The sequence below is a fragment of the Citrobacter freundii complex sp. 2025EL-00176 genome (assembly GCF_053309355.1).
This window is the reverse complement of the sequence record NZ_JBRYHT010000010.1, coordinates 1-16115: the sequence shown is the minus strand read 5'-3', so window position 1 is coordinate 16115 and position 16115 is coordinate 1. Positions and strand designations below refer to the sequence as shown.

14 protein-coding genes are annotated in these 16115 nt (G+C 50.8%); 8 read left to right on the top strand and 6 right to left on the bottom strand.

Annotated features, from left to right (window positions below):
- Positions 1–43 precede the first annotated feature (43 nt).
- Positions 44–823, bottom strand: coding sequence for an iron efflux ABC transporter permease subunit FetB (gene fetB / locus ACVXHP_RS17750; RefSeq protein WP_038638405.1), 780 nt, complete (start codon positions 821–823; stop codon positions 44–46).
- Positions 810–1487, bottom strand: coding sequence for an iron efflux ABC transporter ATP-binding subunit FetA (gene fetA / locus ACVXHP_RS17745; RefSeq protein WP_200007626.1), 678 nt, complete (start codon positions 1485–1487; stop codon positions 810–812). Before fetA ends, fetB begins: the two co-directional genes overlap by 14 nt.
- Positions 1488–1744: 257 nt before the next feature.
- Here fetA and ACVXHP_RS17740 point away from each other — a divergent pair, with 257 nt between their 5' ends.
- From ACVXHP_RS17740 to ACVXHP_RS17725, 4 genes are read left to right on the top strand one after another with little or no spacing between them, the layout of a single operon-like run.
- A complete protein-coding gene (locus ACVXHP_RS17740) occupies positions 1745–2662 on the top strand; it encodes an SPFH domain-containing protein (protein ID WP_003831073.1) in 918 nt (305 codons plus the stop codon).
- A complete protein-coding gene (locus ACVXHP_RS17735; RefSeq protein WP_200007628.1) occupies positions 2659–3117 on the top strand; it encodes an NfeD family protein in 459 nt (152 codons plus the stop codon). Before ACVXHP_RS17740 ends, ACVXHP_RS17735 begins: the two co-directional genes overlap by 4 nt.
- 20 nt (positions 3118–3137) lie before the next feature.
- Positions 3138–5282 (top strand): hypothetical protein, encoded by a 2145-nt coding sequence (locus ACVXHP_RS17730; protein ID WP_447571938.1) that lies wholly within the window; start codon positions 3138–3140, stop codon positions 5280–5282.
- Complete coding sequence (locus tag ACVXHP_RS17725) at positions 5252–5968, top strand: DUF3142 domain-containing protein (protein ID WP_447571937.1); 717 nt, start codon at positions 5252–5254, stop codon at positions 5966–5968. The genes ACVXHP_RS17730 and ACVXHP_RS17725 overlap by 31 nt, the downstream gene beginning before the upstream one ends.
- Here ACVXHP_RS17725 and cueR read toward each other — a convergent pair.
- Both cueR and ACVXHP_RS17715 read right to left on the bottom strand, forming a co-directional pair.
- Positions 5965–6375 (bottom strand): Cu(I)-responsive transcriptional regulator, encoded by a 411-nt coding sequence (cueR, locus tag ACVXHP_RS17720; protein WP_006685661.1) that lies wholly within the window; start codon positions 6373–6375, stop codon positions 5965–5967. The two genes, ACVXHP_RS17725 and cueR, sit on opposite strands and share 4 nt — an antisense overlap.
- A gap of 170 nt (positions 6376–6545) precedes the next feature.
- Positions 6546–7202 (bottom strand): FadR/GntR family transcriptional regulator, encoded by a 657-nt coding sequence (locus tag ACVXHP_RS17715; RefSeq protein ID WP_200007634.1) that lies wholly within the window; start codon positions 7200–7202, stop codon positions 6546–6548.
- 144 nt (positions 7203–7346) lie between these two features.
- On the opposite strand from ACVXHP_RS17715, the gene ACVXHP_RS17710 reads away from it, so the two are divergent.
- On the top strand, positions 7347–8660 hold the full coding sequence (locus ACVXHP_RS17710) for an anaerobic C4-dicarboxylate transporter family protein (protein ID WP_447571936.1): 1314 nt from the start codon (positions 7347–7349) through the stop codon (positions 8658–8660).
- A 101-nt stretch (positions 8661–8761) separates the two neighbouring features.
- Here the strand turns inward: ACVXHP_RS17710 and ACVXHP_RS17705 are convergent, their stop codons facing one another.
- Together ACVXHP_RS17705 and argH are read right to left on the bottom strand one after the other, a co-directional pair.
- Positions 8762–10078, bottom strand: coding sequence for an anaerobic C4-dicarboxylate transporter family protein (locus ACVXHP_RS17705; RefSeq protein WP_447571935.1), 1317 nt, complete (start codon positions 10076–10078; stop codon positions 8762–8764).
- A 64-nt stretch (positions 10079–10142) separates the two neighbouring features.
- Positions 10143–11519 carry an argininosuccinate lyase gene (gene argH, locus ACVXHP_RS17700; RefSeq protein ID WP_304696815.1) on the bottom strand — a complete coding sequence of 459 codons (1377 nt, stop codon included), beginning with the start codon at positions 11517–11519 and terminating at the stop codon, positions 10143–10145.
- Positions 11520–11948: 429 nt separating this feature from the next.
- Here argH and copA point away from each other — a divergent pair, with 429 nt between their 5' ends.
- The 3 genes from copA (at position 11949) to ybaK (ending at position 16025) form a co-directional block, all read left to right on the top strand.
- On the top strand, positions 11949–14450 hold the full coding sequence (gene copA, locus ACVXHP_RS17695; protein WP_447571934.1) for a copper-exporting P-type ATPase CopA: 2502 nt from the start codon (positions 11949–11951) through the stop codon (positions 14448–14450).
- 100 nt (positions 14451–14550) lie between these two features.
- Positions 14551–15345 carry a TraB/GumN family protein gene (locus tag ACVXHP_RS17690; RefSeq protein ID WP_447571933.1) on the top strand — a complete coding sequence of 265 codons (795 nt, stop codon included), beginning with the start codon at positions 14551–14553 and terminating at the stop codon, positions 15343–15345.
- A gap of 200 nt (positions 15346–15545) precedes the next feature.
- A complete protein-coding gene (gene ybaK, locus ACVXHP_RS17685) occupies positions 15546–16025 on the top strand; it encodes a Cys-tRNA(Pro)/Cys-tRNA(Cys) deacylase YbaK (RefSeq protein WP_038638386.1) in 480 nt (159 codons plus the stop codon).
- The last annotated feature ends 90 nt before the right edge of the window (positions 16026–16115 follow it).

The window sequence follows — 16115 nt, the reverse complement described above, 5'->3', positions numbered from 1 at the left end:
CGGGCCTGGAAATTCGACAAATACCGCTCCCTCCGGCATCACATCACGTCTTCTTCAAATGCGTTACGACTAATTGGTGGCGTGAATTATAGAACTTCCGATAGGTCAGGTAGCAGGCAATAATGGTCGACAGGCTGGCGGTCGAAAGCAGCATAAACGTCACCATAATCTGATACTTAATCGCTTTTACCGGGTCAATACCGGCAAAAATCAACCCAGACATCATCCCCGGTAAACTCACCAACCCCACGGTCTTGGCGGAATCGATCGTCGGGATCAGCGAGGCGCGAATGCTGTCGCGAATCAGCGGCGCGGAGGCCACCTTCGGCGTCGCGCCGAGGCTGAGCTTTTCCTGGATTTGCTGCTGTTCACTGTTAAACCGCTGCCCCAGATTGTTGTAACACAGCCCCACCGCCACCATCGCATTACCTGCAATCATCCCTGAAATCGGGATCACCTGCATCGGCGTGAACTCAATAGAGCCGGACAACACCAGTACCGATAGCGTCAACCCCGCCCCAACCGTAATGGCAATAAACGACGAGAGGAAAGCGTTATCAATATATTTACTGCGTTTTTGCGCGTTATAGGCGGCGTTAAAACAGATAAACAGCACCATCAATAAGGTCAGAATGCTGTGGTTGACGCCGAAAATATATTTCAGCACATAGCCGACGATAATAAGCTGAACCACCGCCCGGCAAACGCTCCAGAGAATATCTTTTTCCAGCGCCAGCTTTTCTTTATTACTGATCAGTATGGCGACCACCACCAGCATCATCGCTAACGCCAGTGATTCATTGGTAATATTATGCTCGTTCATTGCTTACTTCCTGCATTTCTCCGGCGTGCGGTTGAAGAGTGATGACATTATCCGCATGATTAATCTCATCTTTGTCGTGCGTCACCCACAGCACGGCAATATTCTTGTCGCGAACATAGTGGTGAATTAATTCATTGACGTTACGTTTGTTGGACTCATCCAGCGCGCTGGTGATTTCATCAAGCAGCAGGATTTTTGGCAGAAACTGTAAATTACGAATTAACGAGATGCGCTGCTTTTCGCCGCCAGACAGTTCATTGATCCCTTTTTTGAGAATGCTTTCAGGCAGCTCAAAACGGGCCAGATCTTCCAGAAACACATCCGGTTCCGGGCGTTTATCGCGAATTTGCCAGGGAAAAATGAGGTTGTCGTAGACGGTATCACCGAACAAAGCGGGCGTTTGCGCGCAATAAGAGACCTGCTGGCGATAAGCTTCCGGCTTAAGCGTTGTTATCTCCTTGCCCTCAAAGAGAATTTCGCCGGAACTCGGGCTTATTAACGACGCCACAATCTTCAATAACGTACTTTTACCGCAGCCGGACTGGCCGGTAATCAGCTTAAATTCTCCGGCATGGAGATTAAAACAGATGTTATTGAGAACCTTCGTCGCCCCCGCCTGCCAGGCGACATTTTTCAACTGAAGCAAAATGCTGCTTTCTTCCATTATCGATCCTTTTTTACCTCTTTCGTGCAGACAGTCTATACCCAAAATAATTCGAGTTGCATGAAGGCGGCAAGTGAGTGAACCTCCGGGAGCATAGTTAACTATGTGACTGGAGTGAGCGAACGTAGCTAACGCACATGCAGCTTGAAGTATGAAGGGTATATTCCTGTAATTTATTATAGGGGAGCCACCTTGATTAATCGGGTATAATTTGATTAATGAAGCAGTAAAGGACAGCACAACAGGAGGTTTCATCAATGCTCATTTTTATTCCTATTCTTATTTTTGTCGCGCTGGTCATCGTCGGCGCAGGCGTCAAAATCGTCCCACAGGGATACCAGTGGACGGTGGAGCGTTTCGGACGTTACACCAAAACTCTGCAACCAGGGTTAAGCCTTGTTGTGCCATTCATGGATCGTATTGGCCGTAAGATCAACATGATGGAACAGGTGCTTGATATTCCCTCTCAGGAAGTCATCTCCAAAGATAACGCCAACGTCTCGATTGATGCTGTGTGCTTTATTCAGGTGATCGACGCGCCGAAAGCGGCATATGAAGTCAGCAACCTGGAATTGGCGATCATCAACCTGACCATGACCAACATTCGTACCGTTCTCGGCTCGATGGAGCTTGATGAAATGCTCTCCCAGCGTGACAACATCAACACGCGTCTGCTGCATATTGTTGATGAGGCCACCAATCCCTGGGGCATCAAAATCACTCGTATTGAGATTCGTGACGTGCGCCCACCGGCGGAACTGATTGACGCCATGAACGCACAGATGAAAGCCGAACGTACCAAGCGCGCCTACATTCTGGAAGCAGAAGGCATCCGCCAGGCGGAGATCGTCAAGGCCGAGGGTGAGAAGCAGTCAAAAATCCTGATAGCGGAAGGTGAGCGTCAGTCCGCGTTTTTACAGGCTGAAGCGCGTGAACGTTCCGCGGAAGCAGAAGCCCGCGCAACGCAGATGGTTTCTGAAGCCATTGCCGCCGGGGATATCCAGGCCGTGAACTACTTCGTGGCGCAGAAATACACCGAAGCGTTGCAGCATATCGGTTCGTCGAATAACAGCAAAGTCGTGATGATGCCGCTGGATGCCAGCAGTCTGATGGGTTCCATTGCCGGGATCGCCGAACTGGTTAAGGACAGCGCCAGCGAGCGGAAAAAATCATGATAGCGATGATTCTGGTACACCCGCACATCTTCTGGCTCAGCCTCGGCGGTCTGTTACTCGCCGCCGAGATGCTGGGCGGTAACGGTTATTTGCTATGGAGCGGCGTGGCAGCGGTGATAACCGGACTGGTGGTTTGGCTTGTCCCGCTCGACTGGGCGTGGCAGGGAGCGATGTTTGCTGTACTCACGCTGCTGGCAGCCTGGCTGTGGTGGAAGTGGCTGGCAAAACGCGTGAAAGAGCAGAAACCCGCCGACAGCCATCTTAACCAGCGCGGTCAGCAGCTGGTTGGCCGTCGATTTATTCTGGAAAACACCCTGGTTAATGGTCGTGGACATATGCGCGTCGGCGACAGTTCGTGGCCCGTCAGCGCCCGCGACGATTTGAGCGCGGGAACGCAGGTTGAAGTCATTGCCGTTGAGGGAATTACCCTGATTATCAAAGCGATATCACACTAAAATAGACAGGAATTCAGACTATGTTCAGGAAGACGTCTCTCGCCGTTGCCCTTTGTTCTTTGCTGGCTGGCGCGCCACAGGCATTCGCCTCTTTCGATATGGAAGACTGCAAATGGAGCGACGACAGCTGCCTGCTGAAAGGCACGCCGACCTTTAACCCGGAAAACGACAGCCGCGACAACCTGCTGCGACTGCTGAGCCAGGAAAAAGCTTTTAATCTGCCCGTGCAGTCGATGCCTGAAGATATCACCCGCTCCCGCGATTTCTATTTTGCGTATCACCCGCAGTGGGATGAAACAGCCCCGCAGCCAGCCTCTGCTCCGGCATCTGCCGAAGATAGCCCCCTCACCCGTCAGATGGCCGAACTGAACATTAATGTGGATGAAGCCAACCTCAACGACGCTGAGCATGAGAACCGTCATGTTTCGAATAATACCGCCAGCGTCAGCCAGTTTTTTGCCGCACTGCTGGCCGATGCCGCATTAACAGCAGAGCAACGTCAGGCCTTAGCGCAAGCGCGTATGGGGCTGTTCTCCGGCGCGACCCGCGAACAGATTGAGTCCTCTCTCGCCACTATCCCGACGGATTTGCCAGCTCAACATTACAAACGTTATCTCGCGGCAGCCGCCAGTTTCTATGCGGGTGATTATGCCAGCGCCGAACGGGATTTCACTCAGCTCGCTAAAAGCGATCGTCCGTGGCTGGCGGAGACCGCACAATACATGCTGATGCGTACGGCGCTGAACAAGAGCAGTCAGAACAGCGTGGGCGAATATGGCGATTTTGATATCGCAAAAATTAACCGCGAGGACGCCGCTCAGGCTCAAACGCTGGCGCAAGCCTATCTGCAACGCTTTCCGCAGGGGCAATACGCCGACTCCACGCGCGGCATGTTGCGCCGAATTAACTGGTATTTACAGGCGTGGCCGCAGTTGGCCGGGTTGTATGAGCAGACGCTCCAGCAGTCGGCTGACGCACAGCAACTGCGTGAAACCGTCATCGAATACGATAATGTCTACGGCATGGCGTTCTACGATCAATCCGTGCTGGAAGCCTTCCCCGATGCGCCGCGAGTCAGCTACATCGAACTGCTACGCGCGTTACGTCTGGATAGCAATAACAAACCCACGCTGACGCAGGCACAACTCGACGCCAGCAAGCCGGTGTTTGAGCAAAGCCAAAAATTGCCGCTGTGGCACAATCTGCAACTGAATTTGTGGATGGCGACAGGCAACTATGGGGCGATTATCCAGGCGGTAGCGCCAGCACAGAAACTTGCACCGCACGATACGCTGGCCTTCAGCGAACAGGTGCTGTACGGCGAAGCGCTGATGGGCCAGAAGAAATGGACCGCGGCACGCGATTTCTGGCAGCAGTTGCTGAAACTCGGCCAGGACAACGAACAGCGGCAGTATGTGCAGGCTAAGCTCGCCGCTACGCTGGTTTATAGCGGCGACGTGGCTGCGGTTTTCGCCCCGGATAGCGCAGTGACTAACCTGCGTTTTCGCTCGCAGGTGCTGAAAACGCAGGCCACACTTGAACAACTGCGTCAGCAGGCCGTCCATGGACCGAATAACGAAGAACGTACCATTGCCCTGCATACGCTGCTGGTACGGGATCTTACCGAGAATCGTTTTGGCGACTGGTTGAAAGATAAAAAGCTTGTCAGCGAAATCGCACCGCCGGTGATTGGCGAGGCGTTTAATGACGTGAACCTGAGCACTTTTGACTGGAACGGCGATACGGCTCAGGCCGGGTATACCTGCCGCAGCCTCAATGAAACGGTAACGGTATTGAGTAAAAAAGCGGATGATGCCCACGCGCTGAACTGTTTAGGCGAATTTTTCCGCACCACACAAACGCATGTTGATCTGTGGAAAAACAGCGCTGGCAACGACGTGCTTGAATCAGCCATTTCGCGCAAGACCCCCTTCGGCCAGTTCGACAGGCAAAGCTACTATCAGCAGGTAATCACCTCGCCCACCGCCGAAGTCGAAGATAAGAGCTTCGCGCTGTATCGCGCCATCATGTGCTATGCGCCTTCAGGCTCTAACGAATGCGGCGGTGAAGACGTGGATAAACTGCAGCGTAAGGGCTGGTTCACCCAACTGAAAACGCAGTATCCGGGAAGTCCGTGGGCGCAAAAACTCAAATATTACTGGTAACCGCGCTACTGGTGGGCCAGGCACAGGCGGCGGATGTTGTCGCCGCCCGTGAACATCCGGCCTTCTGGCTGTGGTCTGGGGTGAAGGCCAGTGATGAGCTGAAAAACGCGCAAACGGTCTATCTGCATCAGGGCGAGGTGCTGGTTCGATCGGGTAACGTAGTTTTCCAGCGCCTGGGACTGCCGGTCAGTCGGCTGACTTTTCCCTCAATCTGGCTGACCGTACGCTTTACCACGCTCGACGTACCGGAAGCGATTCCTGCCCGTATCATACGGCTGATGCAACGCTGGCAGAACGCCGGCAACCACGTCGTCGGCCTGCAGGTTGATTTTGACGCGGCGACCCACCAGCTAGCCGATTACGCCCGTTTTCTACAGCAGCTACGCCAACAGCTACCTGCCGAGTTTGCTCTTGGCGTGACCGGACTACTGGATTGGGCAAAAACAGGCGACGTCGCCACGCTGAACGCGTTGGCGGTTGATGAACTGGTGGTGCAGAGCTATCAGGGGCGACGCACGGTAACGAATTATCAGGCGTATCTGCCCGCACTCAGCCGCCTGCGCATTCCCTTTAAGCTGGGACTGGTGCAAAACGGTAGCCGGGATCTGCAAGCTGAAGCGCAGCTGGAGAAATCCCCGTGGTACCGCGGCACGGTGGTGTTTATGCTGAATCCCCCTCGCCGTTAAGCCTTTGCTTTGTGATGACAGCAGCCAGAAAGATTATCCATGATTGGGCATTCGGCGCTGTCATCGCCGGGGCAACTTTCCGCCAGCGCCAGCAAATGCAGCCGCATGGCCTGCAGCTCGCTGATATGCCGCTCAATGTCCGCTACTTTTTCTAATGTGCGTTTTTTTACGTCCGCGCTGTGACGCGCCGGATCGTTAAACAGGTTTACCAGCTCGCCACACTCTTCCAGATTAAAACCAACCTGCCGCGCCTGGCGCAGCAGCGTCAATTCATTCAGATGCTGTTGGTTGTATGTGCGATAGCCATTTTCGCTACGCAGCGGCGGCGTCACTAACCCTTTTTCTTCATAAAAGCGTATCGCTTTGCTGGTTAAACCGGTTTTTTTCGCTACATCGCTAATATTCACATTTCCCCCATCAGATCATTGAAGAGCCGAATCTCATTATAACGCACATCCTTCTCTCTTATAGATCCGAAGCGATCAGGCCCACCACGTAGCAGGAAAGCCACGATTGAACGGGGCGATAAATGAAGAAATGATCAAACCCGCTCCCCGGTTTTAGCAACACCAACATCTTATATTTTCTTCTCCAGCAGATGGGCGCGCATCAGTTCTGAAGCCATTTGTGCATCACCTTTTCTAATGTATGACAGGATTTCCCTTTGTTTTGTCGCAGTATCCAGGAAATATTGCCGATCGTTAGCCGGTAACGACTCTCTTGTTTTCTCAAAATAAGTAATTAATACATCGGAGAAAACCTGTAGAACACGGTTGCCGCTTGCCTGCAGCAGGAGCAGATGAAAATCCCGATCGTGTTGATCGGCTTCTTGCGGGTTGTCTGCGTTTTCCTCTATCAGCCTCAGTTCATTTTCAAGTTTCGAGAGCATGGCCGGAAATATTCGCCGGGTTGCCAGTGGAATGATCGCACATTCAATCAGGATCCTGGCCTCTGTAAATTCCGTAATGTCAAAACCAGACAGATCGAACTGCATCAGCAGTTGGTTGTTAATGCTGCTTTGTCCCACGTTTTTCAACACGCTGCCTCGGCGAGGAGCGCGTTCAAGCATCCCCATCTGTACCAGAGTGCTGAGCGCCTGACGGACTTTATAGCGAGAGGTATTAAAACGAGCTGCGAGTTCAGTTTCTGTTTCAATACGTCCGTCGGCTTTACGGTTAGCATCATCAAGTAGATAATCTTTAATACTTTCAAACAGTTCGTTTTTTTTATCCATAACGTTCTCTGATTACAGTGTGACTGCATTCATAAGTATAAATAATATAATAAATTAGGTTACTTTATATACCATCGTGATAAAATTATAACCCATCATTATTAGAATAATATTAAAATATTTGTTAACAAAAAGGAATTAATTATGGTGTTATTCGTAATTCAGTTTGCGATAGTTCTTACATGTATTGGTATAGGGGGGCGCTTTGGGGGAATTGGCTTAGGCGCTGCTGGCGGATTAGGGCTCGCTATTCTGACCTTTGGCTTTGGCCTCCCTCCTGACTCTCCCCCTATTACGGTCATTTCTATTATTCTTGCAGTTATCACTTGTATCACTATCCTTCAGGCAGCAGGTGGTCTGGATCTCTTCGTTACGATGGCTGAACGAATTCTGAGAAAGTGGCCTGGGGCCATCACTTTTCTGGGGCCAGCGGTCGCTTATCTTTTTACGGCTATATGCGGAACAGGATATGTTGCCTTTTCTGTTTACCCGGTGATTGCAGAAATAGCAGCAGATGCCAGAGTACGACCGGAACGAGCAATGTCGATGTCAGTTATTGCCGCCAATTTTGGACTCATTGCCAGTCCGGTGAGTGCAGTCGTAACAGGAACTATTGCCGTCCTTGCCGGGTTACATATTTCTGCTTTAGATATTTTATTAGTGACCGTTCCCGGAACGTTTCTTGGCTGCCTGGTTGGCTGTCTTTTTGTCTTTAAAAGAGGCCATGAGCTTGAAAATGATCCAGAATTTCAACGCCGGGTTGCTGAAGGTGAATTTGAGTCAATAAAGGCTGAAGATCGTACGGCAAACATGGTGACAAAAGAAGCGAAGAGAGGATTGCTGATTTTTCTTACCGGCATCATTTTGGTTGTTGTTATGGGATCTATTCCTCAATTACGACCGGTATGGAACACCGGTTCCGGCATAGAGCGCATGAGCATCCCAACCGCATTGCAAATAATCATGCTAACCACGGCGTGTATTATTATGATGGTGTGCCGAATTTCTCCTTCGAAACTTGATTCAGGTTCCGTTTTTAAAGCGGGCCTGGTCGGTGTCGTTGCCATATTTGGCCTGTCATGGATGATGAACTCTTTCTTTGAAGCCTGGCACGAATTATTTAATACGGCTTTTCATGGATTTCACAACCCCGTGCTATTCGGCATAATTGTGTTTGGTCTTTCCGCCGTGATTTATAGCCCTGCAGCAACTGCGGTGGCGTTATTACCTGCTGGCGTATTAATGGGATACCCGGCTGAAACGCTGATAGCATTACTTCCGGTCACGTGTGGATCGTTTATTATTCCAGGTGGGGCACAGATTGGATGCGTGGCGTTTGACAGGACCGGAACAACCCGTATTGGTAAGTATGTAGTAAATCACAGTTATATGTTACCAGGTCTGGTCACCGTTGTGGCGTCGACCCTTTTCTGTTTCCTCTTTGCCAAAATTATATAGTGCCGAAATATTATCCTTACGACATCCCCTGCTGCATAAAACAGAGGGGATGCCGCTCATTTAGGTCAAAGCACAATCACTGTATCTCTCTTCACCTGCAACTAAAGGACAACCTGCGCAATCAGGTAGGCAAAAATGACCTGTGAGATAACCATGACGAAACCAGGACGAATATAGCTATGGTTAACCACAAAACGTCCAATTTTGGTTGTGCCCGTTCTGTCAAACGCCACGCAACCAATCTGATTCGCCCCAGGGATAATAAAATCACCGCAGGTACAGGCAAATATAGCGATGAGATACGGAGCGGGAATACCCAGCGTGACGCCTAAGGGCATGATTGCCGCTACCGTCGCAGCCGGACTCATGATGACCAGGGAGAACAGGAATACCACAATGCCAAACAGCATTGGCGCACCATTCACCAGACCGCCAAAAACGTTGATCAGTTCTGACTGGTAAGCATCAAAAAAAGTTGCTGTCATCCAGGACACACCGAGTATTGCCACGACCCCCATCAAACCGGCACGGAATACCGAACCACTATTCAAAGTACTGCTGGGAACCTTGCCGACAATCATGATGAACAAAGCTGCGGTTAGCATGATCATCTGAATAACCATTGGGGTTGAAAGTCGCTTGCCATCCCAGGAAGGAAGTAGTTCTGTAAAAGATCCCAAAATGAGTACCAACACAACCCCGATAGCAAAGATGGCCACGCCTTTTTTGGCACCGGGTGACGCAACATACTCCTTTTTCTGCTCGACATGCATGAACTCATACTCACCGGCTGCAACACGCCGCTGAAATTCAGGATCGTCTTCCAGCTCTTTCCCGCGCTTGTAAACTGAAAAGCTGGTGACGATTGCCGCCATAAAAAATGAAGGGAGAGCGATGGATAATATTTGTCCCAGTGTGATCCCAGCATATTCATGCAGGATAGCCAGCATCCCGGCAGTTGCCGCGCTCATTGGGCTGGCAGCAACCGCGACGCTGGCCGCGATGACCGTTGCGGATAATGCTCGTTCGGGCCGGACTTTGGCTTCAGCGGCAACCTCTGCGATAACAGGATACAGGGAAAACGCAACATAAGTGGTTCCGCAGAATAACGTAAATACCGACGTTAATATTGGCGCAAAAAACGTAATCGCCTGCGGTTTTTTACGAAGCAACTTTTCAGCTACTCTCACCAGATAATCTAACCCACCGGCAGCCTGCAATATACTAACAGCGCCGATGACACAAATAATAATTAACATTGCCGTAATGGATGGTGAGGAGGGTTTGAGTCCAAAACCCAAAACGAGTATTGCAACCCCTAATCCCCCACCAGCACCAAGTCCCATTCCGCCATACCTTCCGCCAATTCCAATACAGGCGAGTACAATAAATAATTGTATAAAGAATAAAACGTCCATTTTTTTCACCTTAAAGAGTCTCCCGGACATTGCATCCGGGAGATATTGATTATTATATTCAGAATTATTTTAAATATTTTCTGGCTATATCAATCTGTTTTCTAACAGCATCCGGTCCGGTTCCGCCATAGGACATTCTGGCTTTAATACATGCCTCCAAAGAAATATTCTCATAGATGTCATTTTCAATTTTATTATCAAATGAGCGGAATTCATCCATAGAGAGCTCTTCTAACATTTTTTTGTGCTTAATACAGTAATTAACCGCACTACCCACTACATGGTGAGCCTCTCTGAAAGGAATACCTTTACGCACAAGGTAATCGGCCATATCTGTCGCATTCGAGAACCCTCTGGCCGCCGCGCCACGGGTATTCTCTGCAAGAATGACCATTTTATCGAGCATCGGGGCCATTATTTTCAGGCTGGCCTGTAGCGTATCCATTGAATCATAGACCTGCTCTTTATCCTCGCTCATATCCGTATTATAAGCGAGCGGTATTCCTTTCATGATAGTCAGCATGGCCATTAGATTTCCGTACATACGCCCCCCCTTTCCGCGCATTTTTTCAGCTACATCGGGGTTTTTCTTCTGTGGCATAATGCTGGAGCCCGTACAGAAATCATCAGAAAGCTCAATAAATTTAAAATCCTGGCTGGAGAATAAAACCAGTTCCTCTGAAAGACGAGTGAGGTGCATAAAGCACATCGCTGCAGCTGCGGTGAATTCAACCATATGATCACGATCGCTGACTGAATCAATACTGTTTTCAGTCGGCTTATCAAAACCAAGCTCACGGGCCGTGAAGTCACGGTCAATAGGAAAAGTCGTTCCTGCAAGCGCTGCTGCGCCTAAAGGACACTCTCCCATACGGTGATACAGGTCTTCAAATCGAGTCCAGTCACGACGTAACATCCAGTAATAAGCCATAATCCAGTGCGATAAAAGAATGGGCTGACCGGTTTGTAAATGCGTGTAGCCCGGCATTATCGCATCAATATTATCTTCTGCTTTATTTACTATAATTTCTTGTAGATTAACAATGTCCTGTTGAATTTCGCGAATAGTGGCTCGCATATGCATTTTAGAATCTACGGTGGTCTGGTCATTACGGCTGCGACCGGTATGTAGCTTTCCCCCGACAGGGCCAATGATTTCAGTCATCCTTCTTTCAATAGCCATATGAATATCTTCATCAACAGTATCGAAAATGAATTGACCTGCTTCAATTTCTTTATTTACCTGAGTTAATCCGCCAATAATGGCATTTGCTTCATCTTGCGTAATAATACCCTGACGCCCCAACATGGTGGCATGAGCAATACTTCCTTTAATATCAAAAGGGCATAACCGTTGCTCCAACATAATAGTTGCATTATAGGATTCAACTAATTTATTTGTTGGCATATCAAAACGCCCGCCCCATAACTTCGTAGACATACAGCCTCCAGCTTAATTGTTAAAGAATAGTCAAATTGCCAGATAATCGGTTTGAGTTCAGTTTCAGAGTACAAAATCGCGACTTTAATTGTCAACAAATGATGTCATTAAATCGACTTATACAAAAATTAATTACATTTATTAAATCATAATATTCACTAATGCTTTAAGCTAAATAAAGAGACCTTCATCACATTTAAAAGGCTATCTGCAGAGAAATACATTCAGCATATTTAGAGGTGTCAAAATACAGTCAGCTAAACAGAAGAAAACAGCGACAATCATTTGATAAAAATCAAGAAATATTCATCAGTACGGTGAATGGCTTGAGATCCCATATACAAATGCGGATTCCGGGCTTGACCTTCCCCCAGATGGAAGGTTTACCCTTTATCACAGTCAGTAAATCCTGCAATAAAGGAGTTGGTTATGTCTCAAACAATCGATCTAACCCTGGACGGCCTGTCCTGTGGTCACTGCGTAAAACGCGTTAAAGAAAGTCTGGAACAACGCCCGGACGTTGAGCAAGCGGATGTCACCGTGACTGAAGCACACATCACCGGGAGCGCCAGTGCTGAAGCACTGATTGAAACCATCAAACAAGCCGGTTACGGCGCGGAGTTAAGCCACCCAAAGGCTAAACCGCTGACGGAGTCATCAATCCCGTCGGAAGCACTGGCAGCGGTCCCTTCCGAGCTTCCGGCAGCTACGGCTGATGATGACAGCCAACAGTTGCTGTTAAACGGCATGAGCTGCGCCAGCTGTGTGACCCGCGTACAAAATGCTCTGCAAAGCGTACCGGGCGTCACCCAGGCACGGGTAAACCTGGCGGAACGTACTGCGCTGGTAATGGGCAGTGCGTCCGCTGCAGATTTAATGCAGGCGGTGGAAAAAGCTGGCTACGGTGCTGAGGCCATAGAAGATGACGCGAAGCGCCGCGAGCGCCAGCAGGAAACCGCCGTTGCGACCATGAAACGTTTTCGCTGGCAGGCAGCCGTCGCGCTGCTGCTGGGTATTCCGGTCATGGTGTGGGGAATGATTGGCGATAACATGATGGTGAGTGACGACAACCGCAGCCTGTGGCTGGCGATTGGTCTGGCAACGCTTGCCGTGATGGTTTTCGCAGGCGGTCACTTTTATCGCAATGCGTGGAAAAGCCTGATGAATGGCACCGCGACCATGGATACGCTGGTGGCGCTGGGTACGGGGGTGGCATGGCTCTATTCCATGAGCGTCAACCTCTGGCCGCAATGGTTCCCAATGGAAGCACGACACCTTTATTATGAAGCCAGCGCGATGATTATCGGTTTGATTAACCTCGGACATATGCTGGAAGCGCGGGCTCGCCAACGCTCCTCCAAAGCGCTGGAAAAACTGCTCGATCTGACGCCGCCAACCGCACGCGTCGTTACCGATGAAGGTGAAAAGAATCTGCCGCTGGCAGAGGTTCAGGCGGGAATGTTGCTGCGCCTGACCACTGGCGACCGTGTTCCGGTTGATGGCGAAATCACTCAGGGCGAAGCCTGGCTGGATGAAGCCATGCTGACCGGAGAGCCGATTCCGCAACAAAAAGGCGAAGGCGATAGTGTCCACGCCGGTACGGTCGTACAGGACGGTAGCGTGCTGTTCCGCGCCAGCGCCGTAGGCAGTCATACCACGCTGTCGCGCATTATTCGCATGGTGCGCCAGGCACAAAGCAGTAAACCGGAGATTGGCAAACTGGCTGACCGCATCTCTTCGGTATTCGTTCCGGTGGTGGTCGTTATTGCGCTGGTTAGCGCAGCAATCTGGTACTTCTTCGGACCGGCGCCACAAATTGTCTATACGCTGGTGATTGCCACCACCGTTCTGATTATCGCCTGCCCTTGCGCACTGGGTCTGGCGACGCCGATGTCGATTATTTCCGGTGTAGGGCGCGCCGCTGAGTTCGGGGTACTGGTACGCGATGCCGATGCGCTGCAGCGCGCCAGTACACTCGATACCATTGTGTTTGATAAAACCGGGACGCTGACTGAAGGTAAGCCGCAGGTTGTCACCATCAAAACCTTTGGCACTACCGATGAAGCGCTGGCGATTCGTCTGGCTGCGGCCCTTGAACAGGGTTCCAGTCACCCGCTGGCCAGGGCGATTCTGGACAAAGCCGGTGATGTCACCCTGCCGCAGGTCAACGGGTTCCGTACGCTGCGCGGTTTGGGCGTCAGTGGCGAAACGGAAGGCCACATGCTGCTACTGGGAAACCAGGCACTGCTCAATGAACAGCAGGTAGATACCACTGAAATGGAAGCTGAGATTACCGCTCAAGCCTCCCAAGGGACAACGCCGGTACTGCTGGCGATTGACGGTAAAGCGGCGGCCCTGTTAGCGGTGCGCGATCCACTGCGTAGCGACAGCGTCGCAGCGCTCCAGCGCCTGCACCGCGCCGGGTATCGTCTGGTGATGCTCACCGGTGATAACCCAACGACCGCCAACGCCATTGCTAAAGAAGCGGGTATTGATGAGGTGATTGCGGGCGTTCTGCCGGACGGTAAAGCCGAGGCGATTAAGCGTCTGCAAAGCCAGGGACGTCAGGTTGCCATGGTCGGTGACGGCATCAACGATGCGCCTGCGCTGGCGCAGGCCGATGTAGGGATTGCCATGGGTGGCGGCAGCGATGTGGCGATTGAAACCGCCGCGATTACGCTGATGCGTCATAGCTTGATGGGCGTTGCGGATGCGCTGTCTATCTCTCGGGCAACGCTGCGCAATATGAAGCAGAACCTGCTCGGTGCGTTTATCTATAACAGCATCGGTATTCCTGTTGCCGCCGGGATCCTGTGGCCATTTACCGGAACGCTGCTCAACCCGGTGGTTGCCGGCGCGGCGATGGCGCTCTCCTCCATTACCGTGGTAAGCAACGCTAACCGTCTGCTGCGCTTCAAACCGAAAGAGTAAGCCTTTGCCGGATAGCGCTATCAACCGCGCTATCCGGCAATTCACGCATTGCACCTTCCCGGACCACGCGCTAGCATGGAAGTCCACTTAGGGAGGTCGTATGGATTTGTTATACCGGGTAAAAACATTATGGTCTGCACTACGCGGCAACCACTATACCTGGCCCGCCATTGATATCTCTTTACCCGGCAACCGCCATTTTCATCTGATTGGCAGTATTCACATGGGTAGCCGCGATATGGCGCCCCTGCCTGCCAAATTACTCAAAAAGCTCAACCGTGCCGATGCGCTGATTGTCGAAGCCGATGTTTCCGGCGATGACGCGCCATTTGCTAATCTTCCGACCTTTGCCGCCCTGGAAGAACGCATCAGTGAAGCGCAATTAGATAATCTGCGTAAAGTCACCGATGAATTGGGCATTTCCCCTTCCCTGTTATCGACACAACCTTTGTGGCAAATAGCCATGGTATTACAGGCGACACAGGCACAACAGCTAGGGTTACGGGCGGAATACGGGATTGATTACCAACTGCTGAAAGCGGCAAAAGAGGCACACAAACCGGTGATCGAGCTGGAAGGTTCATCCAGTCAAATTGAGCTGCTATGCCAGTTACCCGATAATGGCCAGGCTCTTCTGGACGATACCCTGACACACTGGCATACCAACGCCAGGTTGCTACAACAAATGATGGGCTGGTGGCTTAAAACGCCGCCGCGCGATAGTGAATTGACGCTTCCCAATACTTTCAGCCAGTCGTTATATGACGTATTGATGCATCAGCGCAATGTCGCTTGGCGCGATCGACTCAGGGCGATGCCAGCTGGCCATTATGTGGTGGCCGTAGGCGCACTGCATCTGTACGGAGAAGGTAATTTGCCGGAGATGTTACGGTAAAAAAATGGCCAATATTTCTATTGGCCCGTCAAAGAGGAATTTCATCATTATTATAATCCCGATGCTTAAAGCATCGGTGTAGGTCGATTGTCGCTCAAAGTCATCATCCTGCCAATACTATTGCGCAAGATGGTACTATTTTTTAGACCGCCATCAGGCGTATGCTTGTGTCGTATTTTGTCTGGGCCAGGAAAATTGCTATGACACCCGCCGTTAAATTACTCGAAAAAAACAAAATTTCTTTCCAGATCCACACCTACGATCACGATCCGTCCGAAACAAACTTTGGTGATGAAGTGGTACGCAAGTTAGGTCTGAATGCGGACCAGGTTTATAAAACGCTGCTGGTTGCCGTGAATGGCGATATGAAGCATCTGGCCGTTGCCGTCACGCCGGTAGCGGGTCAATTGGATCTTAAAAAAGTCGCCAAAGCGTTAGGGGCTAAAAAGGTTGATATGGCCGATCCACTGGTTGCGCAGCGAACGACGGGGTATCTGGTGGGTGGTATCAGCCCGCTGGGACAGAAAAAAAGATTGCCGACGCTCATCGACGCCCCCGCCCAAACGTTTGACACCATTTATGTCTCTGGTGGCAAACGCGGGCTGGATATCGAACTGGCAGCCGGCGATCTGGCGAAAATTCTGGATGCGAAGTTCGCTGACATCGCACGCCGGGATTAAGCGATTTTAGAATGTAGATACTGTTATTGCCTGCAAGCCTTTTCACGTTTCGCGGTTACGGATTGCAGGCACGACCAGTCACAGCGCCGT